The sequence below is a fragment of the Clostridium carboxidivorans P7 genome, from assembly GCF_001038625.1.
Taxonomy (GTDB): Bacteria; Bacillota; Clostridia; order Clostridiales; family Clostridiaceae; genus Clostridium_AM; species Clostridium_AM carboxidivorans.
The window spans coordinates 2,717,893-2,740,325 of the sequence record NZ_CP011803.1; the positions used below are offsets into that span (position 1 = coordinate 2,717,893).

15 protein-coding genes and 1 pseudogene are annotated in these 22,433 nt (G+C 29.0%); 1 reads left to right on the top strand and 15 read right to left on the bottom strand.

Annotated elements, in window-relative coordinates; all coding sequences use genetic code 11:
• Positions 1-49: 49 nt before the first annotated feature.
• The 3 genes from Ccar_RS11900 to Ccar_RS11910 all read right to left on the bottom strand — a co-directional run bounded on the left by Ccar_RS11900 (position 50) and on the right by Ccar_RS11910 (position 2,868).
• Positions 50-694 (bottom strand): HD domain-containing protein, encoded by a 645-nt coding sequence (locus Ccar_RS11900; protein WP_082141593.1) that lies wholly within the window; start codon positions 692-694, stop codon positions 50-52.
• Positions 695-823: 129 nt separating this feature from the next.
• Positions 824-2,002 carry a M28 family metallopeptidase gene (locus tag Ccar_RS11905; protein WP_007063722.1) on the bottom strand — a complete coding sequence of 393 codons (1,179 nt, stop codon included), beginning with the start codon at positions 2,000-2,002 and terminating at the stop codon, positions 824-826.
• Positions 2,003-2,106: 104 nt separating this feature from the next.
• Positions 2,107-2,868 (bottom strand): MerR family transcriptional regulator, encoded by a 762-nt coding sequence (locus tag Ccar_RS11910; RefSeq protein ID WP_007063721.1) that lies wholly within the window; start codon positions 2,866-2,868, stop codon positions 2,107-2,109.
• 267 nt (positions 2,869-3,135) lie between these two features.
• Here Ccar_RS11910 and Ccar_RS11915 point away from each other — a divergent pair, with 267 nt between their 5' ends.
• Positions 3,136-4,263: a hypothetical protein gene (locus tag Ccar_RS11915; protein WP_007064985.1), complete on the top strand. Its 1,128-nt coding sequence runs from the start codon at positions 3,136-3,138 to the stop codon at positions 4,261-4,263.
• A 194-nt stretch (positions 4,264-4,457) separates the two neighbouring features.
• Here the strand turns inward: Ccar_RS11915 and Ccar_RS11920 are convergent, their stop codons facing one another.
• The 12 genes and pseudogenes from Ccar_RS11920 to Ccar_RS11975 form a co-directional block, all read right to left on the bottom strand.
• Positions 4,458-5,066: an SMI1/KNR4 family protein gene (locus Ccar_RS11920; RefSeq protein ID WP_007063370.1), complete on the bottom strand. Its 609-nt coding sequence runs from the start codon at positions 5,064-5,066 to the stop codon at positions 4,458-4,460.
• A 63-nt stretch (positions 5,067-5,129) separates the two neighbouring features.
• Positions 5,130-5,986 (bottom strand): annotated as a pseudogene (locus Ccar_RS11925) (AAA family ATPase).
• A 181-nt stretch (positions 5,987-6,167) separates the two neighbouring features.
• Entirely contained in the window at positions 6,168-6,704 is a 537-nt protein-coding gene (locus tag Ccar_RS11930; protein ID WP_007063368.1) for a HEPN domain-containing protein, read from the bottom strand.
• A 2-nt stretch (positions 6,705-6,706) separates the two neighbouring features.
• A complete protein-coding gene (locus tag Ccar_RS11935; RefSeq protein ID WP_007063367.1) occupies positions 6,707-6,940 on the bottom strand; it encodes a hypothetical protein in 234 nt (77 codons plus the stop codon).
• Between the two features lie 90 nt (positions 6,941-7,030).
• Positions 7,031-7,201 (bottom strand): AAA family ATPase, encoded by a 171-nt coding sequence (locus Ccar_RS11940; RefSeq protein WP_007063366.1) that lies wholly within the window; start codon positions 7,199-7,201, stop codon positions 7,031-7,033.
• 470 nt (positions 7,202-7,671) lie between these two features.
• Positions 7,672-8,247 carry a restriction endonuclease subunit S gene (locus Ccar_RS11945; protein ID WP_007063365.1) on the bottom strand — a complete coding sequence of 192 codons (576 nt, stop codon included), beginning with the start codon at positions 8,245-8,247 and terminating at the stop codon, positions 7,672-7,674.
• Positions 8,248-8,296: 49 nt separating this feature from the next.
• On the bottom strand, positions 8,297-9,286 hold the full coding sequence (xerA, locus tag Ccar_RS11950; RefSeq protein WP_007063364.1) for a site-specific tyrosine recombinase/integron integrase: 990 nt from the start codon (positions 9,284-9,286) through the stop codon (positions 8,297-8,299).
• Positions 9,287-9,501: 215 nt separating this feature from the next.
• Positions 9,502-10,725, bottom strand: a complete 1,224-nt coding sequence (locus Ccar_RS11955; protein WP_007063363.1) for a restriction endonuclease subunit S — start codon at positions 10,723-10,725, stop codon at positions 9,502-9,504.
• Position 10,726: 1 nt separating this feature from the next.
• Positions 10,727-12,223 (bottom strand): type I restriction-modification system subunit M, encoded by a 1,497-nt coding sequence (locus tag Ccar_RS11960; RefSeq protein WP_007063362.1) that lies wholly within the window; start codon positions 12,221-12,223, stop codon positions 10,727-10,729.
• A 28-nt stretch (positions 12,224-12,251) separates the two neighbouring features.
• A complete protein-coding gene (locus tag Ccar_RS11965) occupies positions 12,252-13,802 on the bottom strand; it encodes an AAA-like domain-containing protein (protein ID WP_007064984.1) in 1,551 nt (516 codons plus the stop codon).
• A gap of 26 nt (positions 13,803-13,828) precedes the next feature.
• Positions 13,829-17,137 (bottom strand): DEAD/DEAH box helicase family protein, encoded by a 3,309-nt coding sequence (locus Ccar_RS11970; protein WP_007063360.1) that lies wholly within the window; start codon positions 17,135-17,137, stop codon positions 13,829-13,831.
• A gap of 217 nt (positions 17,138-17,354) precedes the next feature.
• A complete protein-coding gene (locus Ccar_RS11975; RefSeq protein WP_053075337.1) occupies positions 17,355-22,388 on the bottom strand; it encodes a diguanylate cyclase domain-containing protein in 5,034 nt (1,677 codons plus the stop codon).
• Positions 22,389-22,433: the final 45 nt, after the last annotated feature.

Genomic DNA, 22,433 nt, shown 5'->3' on the forward strand with positions numbered 1-22,433 from the left:
AATTTTGCTAATTGACTTTTTAACTTTCTTTAATGCTCATATGTCTCCATTATATCAAGCCTTCCCATTCATTGAGAAATTCATTTAAAAAATTCTCCATATATTTATGTCGTGACTCAGCTAGAATTTTAGCAGTCTCTGTATTCATCAACGCTTTTAACTTTAATAGCTTTTCATAAAAATGATTAATTGTTGTTCCCTTAGACTTAGTATATTCTTCTACATTCATATCTTTACGTGGTTCTTCATTTGGTATATGCATACTTCTATTTTTACTACCTCCATATGCAAATGTCCTTGCGATTCCAATAGCCCCTATTGCATCAAGTCTGTCTGCATCTTGTACTATTTTTCCTTCCAAAGTTCTTGGAATTTGTGTACCCGTGCCCTTAAAAGATATTGATTGAATTATGTCACATATATCCTTTATTTTTACATCCGCTATTTTGTTACTCCTTAAAAACGCTTCTGCATTTGAAGAAGCTCCTATATTTCCGCCAAATAATTTATAATCATCTACATCATGTAATAAAGCAGCCAGTTGCACTATTTCTAAATTAGCATTTTCTTTTTTACAAATAGAAGTGGCTAATTTATAAACTCTAATACTATGATAATAATCATGTCCACTATAATCATTTTCAAATCTCTCTTGAATATATAGCAATGTTTTTTCCAATAAATCTTTATTCATATTTTTTCTCCACCTTTAAAAATATCTTTAACAATTTTGCCACTTCTGAATTACAAATATCATCTTAACAAACTCATACCCTTCTGTAAATGCCTTAATATTTTATAATGTAGTAACTTTTTAAAATACTTAACCAGAAAAAGCTGAAATAATTTCAACTATATACCTTACTATATGATCCACCATGTCAAAATCAATGGTATCCAACGTATCTTTTGAGGTATGGGTATATTCTAAAGCACCACTAAAAAGATCTGATGACGTTACTACTAAACAAGGTATGCCACGAAATATAAAAGGAACATGATCTCCAGCATACCATTCTTTACCTTTAACAATTTTTTCACTCTTACCTATAGTACAATTTATAATTTCACTTATATTATCATTTAGATTGTGAAAGGAAATGGCAGTTTCAGCTCCCTTATGACATGGTGAATCTATATTAATCATAAGCTTAATTCTATCTTTTTCATTATCAATTAATTTTAAATATTCCATTTCACCACACGCACCATAAAATTCTTCACTATTAAATGGTACAATCTCTATATCGTATGCTGCAGATTTCAATACTTCAGCCACCTTTATCAGTACTGCCACTCCTGCTGCATTGTCCAAAGCTCCAGGTGTATTATATTTTGTGTCCATATGCGCACCTATAACAATTTTGCCCATTGATTTTTCAGCTTTCTTTAATGCTGCAATCTGTCGGCTTTTGGATAACCTCTTATGGGAATCTATTGTCAAATGTACACTCTCACCTAAAAGCCCTGCAGCCTCAACTTTTGATAAAATTCTCTCATTAATATTTCCTGATGGTATTAAAAAATTTCCATCTTCAAAAAGTGGAAATGGATTTTGACCACTTAATGGATTCTGACCTGTTACAGCAATAATTGCTCTTGGCTTCTTCCTTTCTAGTAAAGAAATAAGATATTTATGCTCCTCAGGATAATAAAAAGGATAGTCTTTTGGCTGCAAAGGACTTTCTGTAAGTTTTCCTGACAATAATAAGATAACACCATTACAGTCAATATCCTCTAACTCCTCCACAGTTTTGGCCATAATCAACTTTCCACTTCCTTTAAAGGGCTCAGAAAAAGGACTTGGCTCAACCTGGAACAAGTGATTGCTACTCTCAAGAGTTGATTTTCCATTTTCCCAAACAGTACATTCAAATGGCAGAGACTTTATTGAATAGTTCATATGTTTAAACTTGTTTTCTAAAAAATTTACTATTTCATCATTTGCAGCTGTTCCTACTGCACGTTCTTTTGTAATCACTTCAAAAACCTTACTTATCATTGTTTTACCTCCAGTTTTTTTAATAATTTAGGATAAAAAAACAACACACCATCCTTCTATTAAAAATAACATAGAAAATATAGGGTGGTGTGCAAGTGTAAGGTTTATAAATTTTTCAGTTTTTCAATAATTGAAGGTATTTTTTGAGCTGCTTCTAGTAGTTTATTTAATTCATAAAGCCAACGATCTCCCACTGAAATAAAATCATCATACTCCTGACAGTCCAGTGCTGATGCCACTAGCTCGGCATGTCCTTTATCATACATTGAAATACTGCGGTGAATCGAAGCCATACTATATCCGGATTGTAATAACATATATATAATGTGTATTCTTCCTAAATCAGTACTTGAATAAAGTTTTTCACCTTTTGCACCTACTTCTTCTGGAAGAATCAACCCATTCCTTTCCCAGTTTCGTATAGCTTCCGCAGTAACTCCCATATAATCAGCAATATCTTTACGTGATAGCATTTTCTTTTCTAATAAGATTTCATTATCCCTGATTGAGTTTGCCCAATTCTGCAGCATTTCACAGGACTTTTGGGCCTTCTTAATTTCTTGTTCAATCATCTGTATATAACAATCTGTATTTTGTTCTGCTTCATCCCAATGTTTTTTTGCTATTGACCACATAATTTCATTACCAGCATTTCTTATGTGCCTGTTTGTAAAAGCATAGCCAAAAATGCAGCGACAAACCTTTATTTGTAATACATGTAATTCTTCAAATATACGATAGTTATTCATATTTCTTTTTGCTTTAGATATAAAGCCTAGCTTTTCATATAATCTTACGGTATTTGGATGAATACCATATATTCTAGCTAAGCCAATAACATTATATATTTTTTTCTTTTTCTCCATAATACCTCACCATAATAACCGTTTCTAAATATATTATCATTTTTTATTATATCTCCTAAAGCATTTAAAATAAAAGCTTTCCTCAAAATTTCCCCAACCATTTTTCTATTCTAACAAATATATAAAACAAGTATTCTAACTCTTAAATTTCAAACAAGGTTTCTCAACAACACCAGGAGTAAGCTAACAATATTGGTAAAGCTTTGAAAATTTACTACGAAAATATTGTTAATGTATTTTTATCTATTATATAAGGAGTTTTGAATTATGAATGTTAATAGTATATCAAATTCAACAGAAAACAGGCTTTATACAAATGAAAATTTACGGAATAAAAATGGTGATATTACAAAAGTCAAGTTTGATACAAGTAACGCTTTAAAAATTGAAAATGCAAATGTTAACGAAGAAAATAAAGCTCCATCAGAAATATTATATATACCATCAGAAGATATAGACTACGAAAAATGCACAGGGAAAGATGGAAAGGAATTTACTGTAACTAGTTATTGCAAGATTAAAGGGGAAACTTTAAACAAAGATTATTTAGATGTATTTGCTTCTAAAGCTCAAGGAAAAGATGTAAATTATTATGATTATTATTTAAATAATTTTGTAGCAAAAATATCTCAAAATTTTAGTGATAGCAGTAGTTTAAAAGAGGATGAAAAGTCAATAAAAAAAGGAATAGATGATCTTGCTTTGGAAATTAAAAAAAATATTTCAAAAGGTATTCCTAATAATATTGAAAACTTAAATACTAAGTTTAGGGTAAATGGAGTTGATTTTACTTTAAAAGAATTAGTGGATTCTTCAAAGGTTATGGATTATGCATGTTCCATTGTAAATACTTCAGGTGGTATGGATTATTATCATTATGCAGAAATGGGAATAGCTAAAGGTAAGGTAAATTCTTATGCAGAAAAAAATCTAAATGAAGAGCAGCAAAAATTACTTAATTCCACTATGTCTGCAAGAATACAAAAGGTTACAGATTCAGTGCCTGAAATATCAACTGAAATTGAAAACCTAAAACGTTTAAACATCAAAATTGACATGGTTACAGATAAAAATAGTAAATACTATGCTGTGAAAAGTTTACAACGTGCCACTAATAAGGAATATGCACAAAAAATTATGGATACTTTTGCAAATGTAGATTATTCAAATGCAAAAAGTTTTAATAAAGCTATAGAAGAATATAAAATTCTAATAAAACCTGTATTCGAGGAAGCAGGTGTTATAAATATGGGAAAAAATGATGCTTTAGATTATGGAATTAATTATGAGGCTAATACCCTTAAAACTTTATTTGATAAAGATTATAAAAAAGTTATTTCATCAAGTGTTAAACTTAAAAGCGTGCATGGGCATTCTTTAGATGTTTATAGATAAATTTTAAAATGTCTTGATTTTGTAAGATAGTACGAATGAGGAGGCAAAATAACCTCCTCATTTCTTATAACTAATTATAAGCTTCTTCTCTATAAACAACTAACTTTTTCTTTCATGAACGGAATTATTCTTGTTTCTCTTTAAATTACAATTTTCAGTTATATACTATGAATTATTCAATAGTCTTCTTTTATCTAAATATCTTCACATACATATTTCAATCCACAGAAAAAACATTCTAAGAAATTTTTAAAATCACCAAATACTATCATAGCTATTTCTTCAAGTTCCTCTCTGCTCTTACATTGATAATATTCTTCATGATCAAGTAATACTAACCTATAATTATTCAATACATCAAAACATATAGGACCAATATCATCTAAATCTCCTATTGGAATATATCCAAATTTTAAAAGTTCTTTACATTCATTAAATATATGATATATTTCATCTAATGGTTTATCAGGTGTTTGATTAATAATATCCACTTCCATATCATAATCATCATAACCATTAAAATTATCAACTATGCCTTCTAACTTGTCAAATAAATAAAAATATGAAGATATAAACGCTTTATATAGTTCTGGTAACTTTACTTGAAAATATTCTTCTAATCTAGCTATATCCTCTTCTGAAACATTTGATTCTATTAACTTCCATTTATTTTTGTCATTATCTATCATCTCTTCTGGAATTTCTCTATAGAAATTTGAAGATATATAAAATTTCTCTGGATAATTCTTCTCTAATGTTTTAAAACAATTTTCTATAAAATCTTTACATTCCTTTTTTGTCATAATATTACTCCTAATTTCTTCATCATCTAAATTAATTTCCATAAGTTGAAATGTATAATAACATTAAAACTCATTTTCATGTCTTTTAAAAAACTCATAATATGTACGTACATTTTCTAACTCTGTCCATTTTTTCACATCAACTGGATTTTTATCAAGATCATATATTTTTGCTCCACTCATGGCAAGCAGAAATGGTGAATGTGTTGATATAATAAACTGACATCCTAAATATCGTGCAGAGTCCTCAATAAGTTTCACCAATTCCAGCTGACGTTTTGGAGAAAGACTATTTTCAGGCTCATCCAATATATATAATCCATTTTCATCTATTTTTTCAATAAAGTATCGAAATGCACTTTCTCCATTTGAATATTCTCTCACATTATCCATCAATTCATTTCTCACAAAACGTGACTGAGTTATACTTCTAGTAGTATTTACTTTTTTTAGCTGCTCATAATCTGCCATAGATCTTATTTGAAAATGAGAATATTTTGCCTCCAAATATTCTTCAAAAAGTTTTTCCCGTTTTTGATCAATTCCTTCGTTAAGATTACGAATATTCAACATATAATCAAATACATCATCACTTGTTATAATTCTGCTGTTTTCAGGAATATCATCATCTTCAAGCTGCATCTCACACATGTTTACATAATTGGAATAAAAACTAGATTTATTATAGATAGAATCTCTACTTATTCCTGTTTTTTCTGCTATCACATTTAATGCTGTAGATTTTCCAGAACCATTTCCACCATATAAAATAGTAATTGGTTCAAAATCAATTCTTTCAAAACCATGTTTCGATAATATCTTAAATGGATAAAAGGAGTCATAGCACGTTCTTCTTTCCTCTATTAAAAGTCAAATTCCATATCATCACTTGGAAATGTAAAAACATTTAAATAAACCATACAAGATACTCTCCATCATTTCAGTATTTTTTCTACTTCTTTAAACTGTTTTGGATTTTAGATTTATCATTTTTTGCTCAATTTCACTAAATATGTTTTTCCATTACAATCTACCTCTCATTATAAAATTTAAATTGTATTATTTCTTGACAAAATTATTATTTTTAATTAATACCCTACCTTATTCCAAACTTTTATCAAAACTTATTTCCTCTTCTACTTCTTTTATAACACGTTTTGCTCTTTTACTTAAATTCAATGCATCTTCTACTAAACTATTTATATTTACTAAAACCTCAAATGCCATATCAATCATATCTTCACTATAAAATCTATTTTCAGTAGGATATCTATATAATATGAAATTATTATCCAATAATTTTAATGCCATATAATCCTCTTTACTAATTTCAGAACTTAAATCATATTTGATAGAATCATAAATAGTTCCTGTTTCATGAACTAATAATTCTATTCCATATTCTTTAATAATAAACGACTTAAGAATTCTTTCTACAGCTCCATGTACCATTTCTAACTGCCTTGGATAAGATATACCTATTTTATTAGCAAGAATAGCATCCCTAATCATAACGTTAGAATCAGCTTTCCAAAATTTATAGGTTTCTTTTTTTATATTATTGGGTTTAAACTTCTTTAACTTTCCTGATTTATTAGTTCTACATTCTAATGTAAATCTCACAATTAAATCTTTCATTGTTAACCTCTTAAAAAATCTACTAAAATATTAAATCCGCATTCTTTAGCATATTCTTCAATATTAGTAAGAATCTCTCCCATTTCTTTTGCTTTTATGTTACTCTTAACATAAACCTGTATCACATAATAGCCATCAAGTTCTTTATATTTAAACTCTGATATTTTTTCTAATATAGTTTTACCTAATGTAGATTTAGCATTGTTAATTATTTTATTATATTGTTCTTTACTCAATTATCATCACACCCTTCTTTTTCTGATATTATTAATTTCCCCATAATCTTTATTTCTTTTTAAAATAGCGGAATAAAATAAGTTGAAATATCATCTATATTTTTTACTTTTAGAAATTTGAGTATCTGAATAAATTGCTTTAAGTAATTGAGTTTTTCCTGTTCCATTTTCTCCAGTTATTATATTTATACCTTTTGAAAAATTAACTCTAAAATTTTTAAAAACTGTAAAATTTCTAAGTTCAATACTTTTAATACTCACAATCCTATCTCTCCTTATCAACCATAAAGTGTATCATTTCTTTTTTATTATAATCCATAATTTACCTATTTCAAATAAATTTAATATTGCTTACTTAAACAAATTATATTAACTCAATTTTCACAGTTAAAAAATATTGCAAAGCAATATTTTTAGTTAATAGTTAAGAGTGAATAATTAGTGTGGATTTTTTCCGTTACACTACCAAGAATCTTTAATTAAATTTTTGAAGGCTCGCTTTTGCTAAAGCAAAACATTGCTGACCTATTACTTATATAAATTTAAAGATTTTTTGCGACAACTAAAAATCTTCCTTCTCTATTAACTATTCACTATTAGTTCTTAACTTGCAAAACTTTTCTTATTATATTAAGTTAAAATTTTGTATGTGCAAAAGTTGAAATATTAATTAAATAGTTCTCCTTTGAAAGCCTTTTGCATTAAAGAGTTAAAATTATCTTCCAATTCTTTCAAACTCTTTGCATTTTAAATTTCAATTTGTCGACTTGGTTAACGAAGTCTGCGAATTGGTTTTGAAGTTCTATTAACGGTACTGGTGTAACCACTTTTTTAATATCTTTAGCTGCAATATTTTTCTTTGCAGTTTTATTTACATATGCATCAAGCCTTCTTTGTCCAACATCTGATATTAAATACCAAAACAAATAAACATTATTAACAACATTTTCTTTTGCCTTGATTCTAAGCAAATTAGGACTAATATTTGCTCCAATTAATTTTTCTGTTGTTACAAGTCCAATACGCTTAGCAGCAGAACCATCCCCTCTAACTGCCATTAATATATCACCTAATTCTATTGTTGTTAGTGGAAAATCCTTATTAACATCATCATATACAAAAACATAATTTTCCATATTATTTTCAAGTATTCCATCACTTAATATATTACCAATTCTTATTACTGGTGTGCCCTCTTCTATATAATCCATTCCGTAAAATGTTGGATATCTATGTATTACACTACATACATTTGATAGTTCAACTTCTTCCCATCCTTTATTATTTTTTGAAAGGTCACCAAACATCTCGATAAATCTTGATTTGACTTTAAATTCTAAAACTTATACAGGGAATTTAACCAATATATTTTCTATGTGAAATCTTAACATTATTTTGATTTACCATTGCATATTGAAGTGTTGTGTCAATTTTTTGGTGTCCTAAGAGCTGCTGCACCTGCTCTATTGGCATTCCTTTATCAATAGCTCTTGTTGCAAGTGTTCTCCTAAACTTATGTGGATGTACTTTATTAATATTGAGCTTTTTTCCTAAAGATCTCATCCTAATTTCAACTCCGCTAATATTTAACCTATTATATGGTTCTATTAGAGATACAAATAATGCTCTATTATTATCAACTCTACTGTTAATATAATTTTGCAAATGTATTTTTGTTCTTGCATCAAAGTAAACTCTTCTTTGCTTATCACCTTTTCCTTCAACAATACATTCTCTTTCATTGAAATCTATATCATCAATATTTAATTTTACTAACTCTCCCACACGTATTCCAGTAGAATTTAACAAATCAATAATTGCAAGGTCACGAATTTCTTTGCAACTATCGCGCATTATTTCTAAATTCTCATCTGTATATACTTCCTTCACAATCTTTCCAGTTTTTATTTTATGAATCCGTCTTACTGGACTCTTTAAAATATAGTTTTCATCCTCAAGCCATGAAAAAAATGTTGATAAAATTCTTCTAATATTATCAATAGAAACCTTGCTGCAGCTACTCCTTTTATGATATTCTGCCAAATATCCTCTTAAATCCTCCGTTGTAATATGCTTAACTGGTTTACCTAACGTTCTTAACATATTTTCTATAGTTGATTTATAATACTTAATAGATTTTTCTGAACATCCCTCTACTCGTTTTGCACAAATAAATATGTTGCAATAATCTAGTTTCTTATTTTGTAAATTGTCACAACTGTTCTCACCTATAAAATCTAATCCCTGTAGTTTTTTAAATAGAACTTTATGAAGTTCTTCCATTTGCATATTATTAAGTATATTTATCATTTCCTGTTCAATTTCAATAATAAGTTCTTTTACCATAATATTCAGCTCCTAACATTTAATATATTATGGTATATTGCCATTAACTGTATTATTATACTACTTACAAAATAACTTAATCAAAAATGCTATTTCTTAACACTTTTGACTGATTTATATTTATTAGAAGCCTTATCATTCATTGCTATAATCTCACTTTTCCAAATAGACAACTTATATTAAGTTAAAATTTTGTATATGCAAAAGTTGAAATATTAATTAAATAGTTCTCCTTTGAAAGCCTTTTGCATTAAAGATTTAAAATTATCTTCCAATTCTTTTAAACTCTTCTCCATTTCAAATTTCAATTTGTCGACTTGGTTAACGAAGTCTGCGAATTGGTTTTGAAGTTCTATTGGTGGTATTGTGATCTCTATACTCTTAAATTTATCCATTGAAACATTGTACATAGAACCACTTGTACCTGTGGATTTTGCAGAAAATTCTGCCCTTATAGATGGTTCACTCAATATATATTTCATATAAAATACATTTACTCTTTCAACAAACGATACCTTCCATAACTTGTCAGGAAGCAACAAATCAGGATAATCCTTGTGAATAATACACGTTGCTCCAACCATTTCACGTGTATTTGCTCTACTAAATAACAAATCACCCTTTTCAGGGAAAACATACTTCTTAATCTCTACGTCATCACCTATTACTTTATATTCATCTGCTTTAAAATAACCTTGTGTCACAGCACTTACCTTTAAAACAGCTTTTTCATCTTCTCTTTTTTCTCTTGCTTCGCCATTAGCACTCCATCCTGCTGTTATACTTTTTACAACACTTCCTATAGTGTCTTTATTCCAACCTTTGGGATTGCTTGATGGATCTCCAAACATCCCTATAAATCTTGATTTGACTAATTTATCTAATAAATTAATTGATTCTTTTCTTTTCTCTAAAGTTTCTTCAGCCTTTTCTAAAACCTTAACTATTTTCTTTTGAGTTTCTAATGGTGGTAACAAAATATTAAAATCTATAAAATTCTTAGATATTCCACCTACAGTTGCCCCTCTAAAATCTTCTAAAATTTTCTTTCGCCCTGTATTACTTCTCAAATAATATGACAAAAACTTATTATTTAATCTTTCATTAGTTCTTATTAAAAACAAGTGTTCATTTATACAAGCTTCTTTGAGATTAAAGTTATTATCAACAAATGCAATTTTTCCAGTAGTAGCACCGTCTTTAACTATTAGTATATCATTCTTTTTTACTACTCCAGATTTCATTTTTTTAAAAAATTCCCTAGGTACATATTTAAGTTTATCAATCTGTATATTGAATCCACCAGTATTATTTATATGTTCCCCACCTAAACTAGGTACTCCATTATCTATCGCTCCACCTTTTGGTCTTTTACCAGATTCTAATGTCAATATATATTCCTTAAGATTAACCTCTTTCCATTCTTTAGGCAACTTCATACTACTTCACCATTCCTTTAAGCTCATCTATATTTCTCAATATTTTCTTTTCCAAAGCTTCAATCTTATCTAATATAACTTCTGGCTTTTCGTATACAACTTCCTCATACTCAATTTCCTTATACTTATTTATAGAAAGGTCATAATCATTTTCTGTAATTTGTTCTTTCTCCACCCAAAACCACTTATCTTCTTTAACTGGTTCTAACCCCTTGTCTTTCTTTACTTTTTTCCAGCTTTCTATAATATTAGGTATATCACTGTCATCTATTGGATTTCTCTTATCATCTAAGGAAAATCCATCAGCTGTCATATCATAGAACCATACCTTTTCTGTTTCTCCACCCTTGGTAAACATAAGTACAGCTGTAGAAACTCCTGCGTAGGGTTTGAACACTCCTGAAGGCATGGATATAACTCCTTCTAACGCATTGTTTTCTATTAAATTTTTTCTAATATCCTTATGAGCCTTAGTAGATCCAAACAGCACTCCATCTGGTACTATTACTGCACATCTTCCACCTAAATCCAGTATTCTATTTATAAGCTTCATAAATAAAAGTTCTGTTTTTGTTGTACTAGCTCCAGCAGCTAAGGATTTGCTAATATCGCCTTTATCAATACTTCCTTTAAAAGGTGGATTAGCTAAAACTAAGGTATATTTATTTTCTTCCTCATATCTCTTAGATAAGGTATCATTTTGCACCATATTAGGATTGTCTATACTGTGAAGCATTAAGTTCATGGAGGCTATTCTAACCATAGATGGATCAAAATCAAAGCCATAGAACATTGATGTTCTAAAATGCTCCCATTCTTCACTGCTCATCATATCACCTATTTTATTATGAACAACTCCTTCTTCATCAGTAAATATACTTTCTGGCTTTGTATATTTTTCTAATATATATTCTAAAGAACTTACCAAAAATCCAGCCGTTCCACAGGCTGGGTCACATATCTTATCCTCAGCACATGGGTTCATTAATTCCACCATCATTCTAATAATGTGTCTTGGTGTTCTAAACTGTCCATTTACCCCTGATACTGCAAGCTTGGATAATAGATATTCATAAAGATCTCCTTTAGTATCAGCATCTTCCATATTTATTCCATCAATAATTCTAACTGATTCTTGAAGCAGTGAAGGCTTTGGTATCATAAATACAGCATCCTTCATTTCTGTAGTAAAGCTGGAATTCTCTCCACCCATAGTCTTTATAAATGGAAAAACCTTTTGTGCTACTATATCAAACATTTCATTTACATCTAAGTGCTTAAAATTACTCCACTTCATCAATTCTTCTGGGAAAACTGAAGTAAAAGCTTTTCCTATTCTATTTGCTCTTTTTTCATTAGTATTATCTATATCATCCAATCTCTTAATAAATAAAAGATAGGATATCTGCTCTATTACAGTTAGTGGATTTGATATACCCCCTGACCAAAAATTATTCCATAGTTTATCAATTTTACTTTTTGTCTCGCTGTTTAACATTTGTTTTCTTCCTTTCATATTTCAAGCTTTAAATATATGCAATAAAAATTTCTTTATCATATACATACTTTCTTTCGGACTTATATTCTTTATTTTTATTAAAGTTATATACCACCAAATATCCTTTTTGCATAGAATGAATATCTAGATAACTACATAACTGTTTTATACCTTCATTATGATACTGCTCTCCACGCCATATTTTGAGTTCTGATATATATTTATGATTATTATAGGTTACAACCACATCTAATCTTTTTTCTTGAGATACTTGAACTTCTTTAAAATCAAAGCCTACTCCATTTATTATAGGTTTTATAAAAGCTAAGAAAAGAAGCCTCCCATTGCTTTCTAAGAACTTTTCATCCTTATCACTATATTGTTCCTTCATAAATCTTTGATAGCTTAAAATAATTTTTTCAAAATCTAAGCCATTATCTGAAGTTAAAAAGTTATCTCTAAAATTATAATTAGAAATATCATTATTTTCTCTAGCCTTTATTGCCGTCAAATGATTATATATATACTGTTCAAAAATCTTATTATGAATTTTACATCTATTTTTTTCTTCCTTAAAAAATCCATACATCTCTCCGAAAGATATAAGACTATCACTAGGAACATACGCTATTTCTTCACCAGATAATATTATTTTTTCAATAAAGCTTTTAAATTCTTTATTGTTTTCTAAGTTTTTTATTAAGGAATCAAATAAAGTATTTTTTTCATTTAAAATCAGTTTTACAGCCTTATCTATATTATCTAATGTCCATGATTCTTTAAAGTTTTCATCCATTAATTGACTAAGCCTGCTGACTAAAAAAGGGTATCCACTGGTGTAAAAATATATCTTTTCTGATATAGCTGTTGTATCCATTGAAACATCTTCTTCACTAGTGTAGTCTTTAAGCATAGTTTCTATTTCTAATGAATTAAAAGTCATATCTATATCAAAGTTAACCGCAATATTCCATGGACTATTATATTTTCTTTCTTCTTCTGGTCTGATACTTAACTTTAAATTTTTAATATCATGTACTCCAGCTAATATTACAGAATGAAATGTATAATCCATTTCATCATTTGCAAGTATATATTTATTTCTAAGCATACCTAGAAAACTTAAAAATAGTTGGTTATTGCTGCTCTTATCTACCTCATCAATTATTAAAACTACTGGTGTAACACAATTCATGATGAAGTCTGTTATAACCACAGATAACATTTGTAAGTTTTTTACTCCCACATTTAGTTTTTGGATTTCCCTAGCCTTTTCTTCAGAAACAAATTTTAATGTGCCGCTAATCAAAGTTAAAAAGCTATTACAAAAAACTTCTTCATTTTCAAATACACTATCACCAATTCCTTCAAAACTAGTTCTAATAATCAAATACTTATCCTTAAAACTTTTAGTTATTTGTGATATCAATGTAGTCTTGCCATATTGTCTAGGTCTATTTATAATAAAATAATCCCCTCTATCTATAAGCTTTCCAACCGCTCTAAGCTTATTTTCAATGTTAACCATATAATGTTTTTTACTAATACATGGCCCTGTGGTATTAAACCTTTTTTTCATATACCCTTTCACCTCTAATTATTTTCTTAAGAAATATACGTTGCTCTAAATGGTGCAATCAGTTCAAATACATCATCTGCCATTTTACCAAATATACCATCTACGCCATTTTGATTAAAGTTGGTATAAGGTTCTGCAAATAATGCTGCAAAGGATATTCCTTTATTTTTCGCAATGTCATTTTTTATTATTTCCAAAGTTTTAATTTGTGTTGCATTCATTTTATTGTGGTGCTTTTGTATAAAATCTTCAAATCTTCTATTAAGCTCACCCTCATCTACGCCAACAAACTTTCTTATTATACTAATTACATCTTCCTTATCAATATCTGTTTTGCTTGAAAGCTCATCAATACTGTATACAAAACTCTCACTGAATATTGAATATACACTCTTAAGTTCTTCTTCTGACAGCTTTTCACCTTTTCTAATTTTGTACATTACAATTTGGTCATTTAATTTACTCTCTATGGCAAGCTTTACCCTCTTTTCATAAGGTTCCATGTTGCCTCCATAAAGTACTGAACCTGCACTAATTTCTTTAGTTATAGAGCCTGTATCCTTTATATCCAGCACTACAAAGGTATTACTGCCTGCTCCTTTGTATTTCATAAGTTCTCTAAGACTCAATCTTATTTCTTCTAATCTTTCATAACTTAAATCCTGCCAACCTAGTGGTTGTAGTAAAGACTTTACAAGTTCACGTGTACCATCAAATTGATTTAAATTAAGCTTCAGCTTTGAAAGTTTTTCCATAGTATAATTTATTTCTCTATTTAAAGCCTCTTTATCCCCCGTAATGTTATAAAAAAGTATTCTATAAATAGAGTTATCAAAAGCTACAGCTTCTGAGTTATCCTTACAATCTATCCACTGAATTAAAATTGCAATTTCCAGCTTTAATTTTTTAATAAAGTCCTCACTTAAATTATTCCAATATTCTTTCCTTTTAACCTGTTCTATTTTCTTTCTATTCTTTTTAATTTCTATACTGTCCTCTGGTAATTCTTCTATATCTGCCTTAAGCTTAGCTGCAAAAGCTTCACATATATCCAAATTTCTTTTTGCCTTATATTTTTCTAAAAGCTTGCAGGTTATTTCAAACCTTACCTGCAAAGAGGTTTTTTGAGGCTTTGGTTCATAACCCTTTGGGTGCATTTCAAAGAATTCAAAGTTTTTATAGCAGTCAAAAATTGCAAATTCCTTTTTATCCTGCCCTTCACCAAATAGATTGTCACATCTTCTAGTTCCTCTGCCTATCATCTGCCAAAATTTCACCTTTGAATAAACAGGCTTAGCAAAAACTAAGTTAACAATTTCTGGTATATCAATTCCTGTATCAAGAAGATCTACAGAAATAGCTATTCTAGGGAAATCCTTATCCTTAAAGTTTTCTATTAAAACAGATTTATCCTTTATTTCCGAATAAATTACTGCTGTAAGCTTACCCTTATATTGAGGATAAAGTTCATTAAATAAGGAATCTAAAAGATTAGCATGCTTTTTATTTTTGGCAAATATTATCGTTTTGCCAATATAATCTCCTACCTTTATCCCCTGCTCCATAAGAGTTCTCAATATATATCTATTAGTATCCTTATTTGTGATTTTCTTTTCCAGTTCTTTTTTATCATAGTTAATTTCTTGTCCATCATAACCTTCTTCATCCACCTGCTGTCTCTGCTCTTCTGTCATTTCATTATACTTGATACCTTTTCTTAAAAAATCTGTTGTAGCATCAATAACTCTAGGCTCAATAAGATATGGAGGTACATGATTCCAAGCATCTTCAACAGAAAAATTGAAAGTTGGATCTCCATCCTCACAGCTGAACAAGCTAAAGGTATTTCTTTCAATAAAATTTACTGGGGTAGCAGTTAATCCTACTATATGTGAATCAAAATACTCTAAAATATCCCTATATACCTTATAAACACTTCTATGAGATTCGTCACATATTATCAAATCAAAGAATCCAACACTAAATTCCCTATAGTAATTTACCATGGTTTGATAGGTTGAAAAATATAAGGTAGCTTCCCTGTTATCAGAATTTTTACCTGTGAATCTACAGGATATTTGTTCTGGCATAAAGGTTTTAAAACTATTCTTATCCTCTTTGGCCTGTTTTACAAGCTCATCCCTATCTGCTAAGAACAATACTCTCTTTGCCCAGCTTGCCTCCATTAATCCCTTAGTTAAAGCAATAACTGTTCTAGTTTTTCCTGTGCCTGTTGCCATTACTAAAAGAGCCTTTCTTTGACCATTCTGGTATCTTTCATATACTCTTTTAATACCTTCTATTTGATAAGGTCTTCCTGCTATATTTTTATCTATATTGACTTTATTTAAATCCTTTTTATATTTATGCTTAAAAAAAAGCTCTTCCAAGTCCTCTAATGTGTAGAAGCCCCAAACCTGTCTAGGCTCACTATGCATATCATCCCACATATATATTTCGTATCCATTAGTATAAAAAACTATAGGACGTTTTCCGTACAGCCTTTCTATACTACCTGCATATTCCACTGCTTGCTGTCTTCCAACTATAGCATCCACTGAAGTTTTCTTTGCTTCAACCACTGCTAGAGGTTTCCCCTTTTTATCAAAAAGTACATAATCAGCATAACCTGTTTTGCCTTTTTCTTTATGATTTTCCAAAGGTAACTCAATCTTTACTGATTCTTTATTATTTACATTCCATCCTGCATCATTCAGCATTATATCAATAAGCTTCCTTCTAGTTTCTGCTTCATTAAGTTCTAAAGTAGTTTCAACTTCTTTTTCAATCTTTTTATCTTCTTCTGTCTGCACTAATTTAGGAGCTTCTTCCTTAACTGCTTGCACTTCTTTAATATGCTCTTCTTTAATCTTTTCTTTTTCTTCAGCATAAGCTTCTATATCATAAACTTTAGCCTTTGGTACTGTAGCCTTGGGTATTTTAAAGGTTAAAGGTCTAATTGAATCATCTTTTGTAACTCTTATATAGAACCATGCAGCTACCTTATACATAGAAATCAAACATTCTAAAGCATCCTTTTTATTTTCATATCCATCATGATTTGCTTTGTTTCCAAACCTTCTTACTATATCAAATAAGTCTGGAATGGCCTTATTTATATTTGTAGTCCTTAAAAGCTTAATTTTATCATCCTGAGTAGCAAATCTATCTGTTTCTATTCTTAATGCAGCTAACATAAGATCAATTATTTTTTCCCCAAACATACGCATTTTAAGCATTGTAGCATTGTTATCTGTATTCAGGTAACTTTCCGCTTGTGTACCAAGCTTAGCCAATATTGTCCATTTTTTATTTAAAAACGAAAAGTTCGACATATAAACATCCCCTTAGTCTATATTTAACATGCTTTTACTTATATTAATTATACAGTAAATATTAATTTTCTTCATTAATAAAATAATACTAGACAAAAAGATGAAGTTTAAAACTAAACTTCATCTTAAAAATATTTCTCAAGCTCTTTAATATCTTCCATATCAAATATCTCTAGTGTTATTGCAACTTTTATTAATGTACTTTTTTCATACTGAATTAAGTAAAAATAACCTTATTTTTTCCAGAATTTTTTGCCCTATACATTGCAGCATCAGCTTTTTTAATCAATTCTTCTATATTATCCCCATGATCTGGAAAAATAGAAACACCTATACTAACTGAGACATATCCATAATTTTCACCTAAAACAATTTTTTTACTGATCTCATTAATGATATTTTTACATACATCTCTAATAGTGTTATTCTGGTGTACATTTGTCATAAATATTATAAATTCATCTCCACCAAATCTTGAAACCATGTCACCTTCTCTTACCGTTTTAAGCAATCTTTGTGAAACGATTTTTAAAACTATATCTCCACTGCTATGTCCCAATGTGTCATTTATCATTTTAAAACCATCCAAATCAATAAATAAGATTGCTAGTGAAAATTTATTTTCTTTTGCTAATTGCAGTGAATTCTTTAGCTCACTATAAAATAGTTTTCTGTTTGGAAGACCAGTAAGGTTATCATGATTAGCCATTTCTTCTAACAGCTTTTCAGCTTTTTTACGTTCAACAATTTCTTCTTTTAATTTGGCTGTCCTTTCTTCTACTAATTCTTCAAGCTTTTCATGATTCCTTCTGAGCTCCTTTTCAGACTTTTCTAAATTAGCATAAAGTGCTGCATTTTCCATAGAAATTGCTAATTGTGAAGAAATAATCTTCAATATTTCTATACGTTCCTTATTAAATACACCTTGTATTAAGTTGTTTTCTAGATAAAGTATACCAAGTAAATTTCCCTTATTTATAACAGGCATACACATGATTGATTTGGGTTTTTTAGCAGCAATATAAGGGTCACTTTTACATTTTTCAGAAACAGAAGCATTCTCCAATATGACACTATTCCTTGAGCGTCCTACATAGTAAATTATTTTCTTGGGTAAACTCATGGTGTTTTCAATATCAATTTCTTTCATAACTTCTATATCATTTCTATCCATACTTCCTTCAGCTTGTACAATATATTTTTCTTCTTTTTTTACTAAGTAGCAAACTTTTTGTGCTCCTGCATTTTCAAGTAATATATATACAAGCTTTTTCAAAAGCTCTTCTAATTTTATTTCACCGGAAATTGCATGAGTTGCCTTTATAATTGTTGCTGTATCTAAAACCATAGAGCCTTTATCTATTTCATTTTCCAAATTAACAACCATATTTTTAATGGGTGTACCATCCTGATTATGAAATCCTAAAATTTGTGAATATAATCCCTTCAAATAGTTTACCTTAGAAGTTGCTCCCCATAAAATATAGCAGTATATAGCTTGTTCCATATAAACTTTTGCTATTCGTTTATTTTTTAGGTATAGATAGAATTTTGCTGCTAATTCATTTGCAAGCGCTTCCTCTTGAATATAACCATTGTCTGATGCTAATCTAATCGCCTTTTCATAAAAATTAATTGCTTTAAGAGTTTTTCCTAGCACCCTTGCCTGTTCCGCCTTTACCAAATAAAATTTATGCAAAAAATTACTTTCTGCATGTTTTGCCCATTTCTTCATTTTACGTTGACTTGAAGACACCTTATTTAGGATTTGTTTTTTTCTAAATAAAGATTGATGTTCAAACCCTGATAGCATAATTAATGAATTATAAAAATAAAAAACTGGAATACTTAAAGTACCACTTACTCCATCTAAATATTTTTCTGCAATTGCAGAATTCTTTAAAGCTTTCTCATATTCACCAAATAAGTATGCAAGAATAGCTTTATTTATATATACATCACAAAGATTATTTCTATCTTTTGTTTCTAAATGTATGGGTATCATTTTATCTTCGTCATATACTTTCCCCTTCAAATAGTAGATATTATTTGAAGAACCTATTAAATTTAATACTGCTTGATGATATATTGACTGCGTGGTGAGGGTTTCTTTATTTTTCATATTATGCATAAAACTATTATATTGAGACATTTTTCTTTCTAACTCAATTAAATTCTGCCCTGAATAATAAGCATAAATGCTGTGAATACAGGCAGCTGTACAAGCATAATCCAGCTGTCCTGTCTCTTGTCCAATTGAGTAAGCATTAACAAACTCATTTAATGTACTTTTTGCACTTAGCTTCCATGAACTTATAAAGGAATTATATAGCACAAGCGTTTGCGCTCTATATTCTTTTGCATCAAATTTATCTAATAATTTTAAAGACAATTGTCCAAATTCATAGCCAGAATCAATATCATTAATACAGCATAAAAGCATTCCATATGCAGCATAGCCTATAGGTGAACTATTTAAGTTTCCATACCTTACATATAATCTCACTGCTTTTAACGTTATGAGCAAGAAAAGGTTTGGATTTAACATATAAGTTGCCATGCCCATCCTTACCATAATTCGCAATGCTGCTGATAAAAATAAATCTGTCATCTCAGGCAATTCAAATAAATCAGCTGGTTGTTTGCCTATGAGCATAAATTTTGTTTTCATTAGTGAAATTAAAACATCTGCTAATCTTGGATTTTGTGGAAATTTCATTTTTAAAAGTTTAAGAACAAATAATGCAGTATCCAATACTTTTAATTTTTCATTTTGTACAGTATAGGCAATAATTCTAATTTCATATAACTTTATTTTGTCCAAGATTGTTTTACTATTATTTAATGCTATTTCAGTATATTGTTCTACTACATTATAGTCTCCACTTAAACAAGCTACTTCTGCAGCTTCAACATATAAAGAATGAGTTAGTTCATAAAAATTCTTCCAACCATACTTATCCATTAACATTATCCCTATAGATAAATATTTGTATGCAGTATCATATGCAGCTGATTTTTTTGCCATTTTCCCAGCAATTAATTCTAACCCCGCTATTTGCTCTTTTTCAGAAGGATCATGTACTAATTCAATACCTAAGTTTAATTGATTAACAATATCCAGGACTTTTGTTCTGTTTTTCTCCAAATCAGTGCCAGATATCATAAGTCTTCCTATTTTAAGATGTATTTCTTTTCTATTTTTTTCTTCAATCAGTGAATATGCAGCTTGTTGAATACGGTCATGAAGAAAGGCATAGCTTTTTAAAATTGAACTATCTATTGGTAAAATCATACCTTCCTCTGACGCAGCACAAATATCAAAATATACATCCTTCAAATCCTTTTTACATATGATTGACAATGTATCTAAATCAAATTGACTTCCTATACATGCTGCTAATTTTAAAGTCTCAATTGTATTTTTAGGAAATTTTGATATTCTATCAGCTATTAGCTCTACAACATTATCAGTTATTTGAGAATTTTTTATACTTTCTATATCCCACTGCCATTTCCACTGTTTTTTATTAAACTCAATTAAATGTTTCCTAGATAGTGAATATAAAAATTGGCTTAAGAAAAAGGGATTGCCTCCTGTTTTTTGATGACTTAATTTTGCTAATAAATTTGCTTCATTTGAATCGCAGTGAAAAGTTTCTGTAATCAAATGCTGTACATCAATAAGTTCCAGCGGTTTAAGAAAAATTGTATTCACTAATATGTTTTTACTTTTAATTTTTTCTAAAGTTAATTTTAGAGGATGTTTTGCATGTACTTCATTGTCTCTATAGGCACCAATAATAAGTAAATTGCTTATTTCAGAATCATTTATTAAAATTTCCATTAACTTAAGGAAGGATAAATCTGCCCATTGTAAGTCATCTAAAAATATTATTAATGGATGCTGTGCTTCGCAAAAGGTTCTAACAAAATCTTTAAATACTTTTAAAAAACGATTTTTTGCTTCTTCTGGCGAAACTTCAATAACTTCTGGCTGTTTTCCTATTATAAATTCCACCTCAGGTATCACATTTATAATTATTTGACCATTTGATCCCAAGGAAGCTAAAAGTTTATTCTTCCAAAGTTCTATTTGTTCTCTATTTTCACCTAAAATCTGTTGAACTAAATCTTTGAAAGAATGTATTAATGCTGAATAAGGTATATCATGCTCAAATTGATCAAACTTTCCTGAAATGAAGTATTCAAATTGTTCTTTCACAGATCTTTGAACCATATTTACCAATTGAGACTTTCCTACCCCTGAATAACCTGTAATCATAACAATTTCCATGGGATTTTTATTAATTCTTTGAAAAGCAGCCTTTAATATTTTGATTTCCTTTTCTCTTCCATATAGTTTATCTGGAATTTTAAATATTTCAGAAAAATCTTTTTCTCCTATTTTAAAATATTCTACTGAGCCAGTGCTTTTAAACAACTTTTTACATTTTTGTAAATCTGATTTTAGACCTACAGCACTTTGATACCTATTTTCAGGCATTTTTTCAATGAGTTTCATCACTATATCTGAAATTACCTTTGGAATGTCAGCATTATTTTCACATGGAGATACAGGTTGCACAGCAAGTTGGCAGTGAACCATGGCTAGTTTATCCTTTGCCTGAAAAGGTAAAATTCCAGTGAGCATTTCATAAAAAATTATTCCTAAAGAATAAAAATCTGTACGATAATCAATTTTACTCTTTGTCTTCCCGGTTTGTTCCGGTGAAATATACTCTAATGTATTTTCTAAATCATTCACAGTACTTAACCCCTGTGAAAAAAGTGATGCATTTTCAAATCCAGTAAGCTTTACTGTCTTAGTTTTCATATTTATTATAATATTATCTGGATTGATGGCTTTGTGAATAATATTGCTATTATGAGTATCAATAAGCGCTTGTGCTAATTTAATTGCAATCATTAAGAAATCCATTAGATTAAACTTTTTAGATTCACTTAAAATTTCTCGAAGAAATCTGCCATGAAAATTTTCTAAAACTAAAACAGGTGTTTTCTCGTAATTTTCCATATTGTAAATTTTTATAATATTATTACTGTGAATTTTTTCATTTAATTCATATTCGTTCTTTAGCTTTATTACATCACTTAAATTAGGATATTCTGCGCAAAGAAATTTCAATAAAACAGGCTTACCATCATTTAATCTAATCCCACTGTAAATTATAGTTTTGTTTCCTTCATAAATTTTTTTATCTAATTCATAGCCTGCAATATTGATCATTCAATAACCTCCTAATAAAAATTAAGTAAATTTCCTATTTATTAA

Bases quoted from the DNA above. Each gene is read 5' to 3' on its own strand.
- Ccar_RS11900 (WP_082141593.1), bottom strand. From the start codon at position 694: ATGAATAAAGATTTATTGGAAAAAACATTGCTATATATTCAAGAGAGA.
- Ccar_RS11905 (WP_007063722.1), bottom strand. From the start codon at position 2,002: ATGATAAGTAAGGTTTTTGAAGTGATTACAAAAGAACGTGCAGTAGGA.
- Ccar_RS11910 (WP_007063721.1), bottom strand. From the start codon at position 2,868: ATGGAGAAAAAGAAAAAAATATATAATGTTATTGGCTTAGCTAGAATA.
- Ccar_RS11915 (WP_007064985.1), top strand. From the start codon at position 3,136: ATGAATGTTAATAGTATATCAAATTCAACAGAAAACAGGCTTTATACA.
- Ccar_RS11920 (WP_007063370.1), bottom strand. From the start codon at position 5,066: ATGACAAAAAAGGAATGTAAAGATTTTATAGAAAATTGTTTTAAAACA.
- Ccar_RS11930 (WP_007063368.1), bottom strand. From the start codon at position 6,704: ATGAAAGATTTAATTGTGAGATTTACATTAGAATGTAGAACTAATAAA.
- Ccar_RS11945 (WP_007063365.1), bottom strand. From the start codon at position 8,247: ATGTTTGGTGACCTTTCAAAAAATAATAAAGGATGGGAAGAAGTTGAA.
- xerA (WP_007063364.1), bottom strand. From the start codon at position 9,286: ATGGTAAAAGAACTTATTATTGAAATTGAACAGGAAATGATAAATATA.
- Ccar_RS11955 (WP_007063363.1), bottom strand. From the start codon at position 10,725: ATGAAGTTGCCTAAAGAATGGAAAGAGGTTAATCTTAAGGAATATATA.
- Ccar_RS11960 (WP_007063362.1), bottom strand. From the start codon at position 12,223: ATGTTAAACAGCGAGACAAAAAGTAAAATTGATAAACTATGGAATAAT.
- Ccar_RS11965 (WP_007064984.1), bottom strand. From the start codon at position 13,802: ATGAAAAAAAGGTTTAATACCACAGGGCCATGTATTAGTAAAAAACAT.
- Ccar_RS11970 (WP_007063360.1), bottom strand. From the start codon at position 17,137: ATGTCGAACTTTTCGTTTTTAAATAAAAAATGGACAATATTGGCTAAG.
- Ccar_RS11975 (WP_053075337.1), bottom strand. From the start codon at position 22,388: ATGATCAATATTGCAGGCTATGAATTAGATAAAAAAATTTATGAAGGA.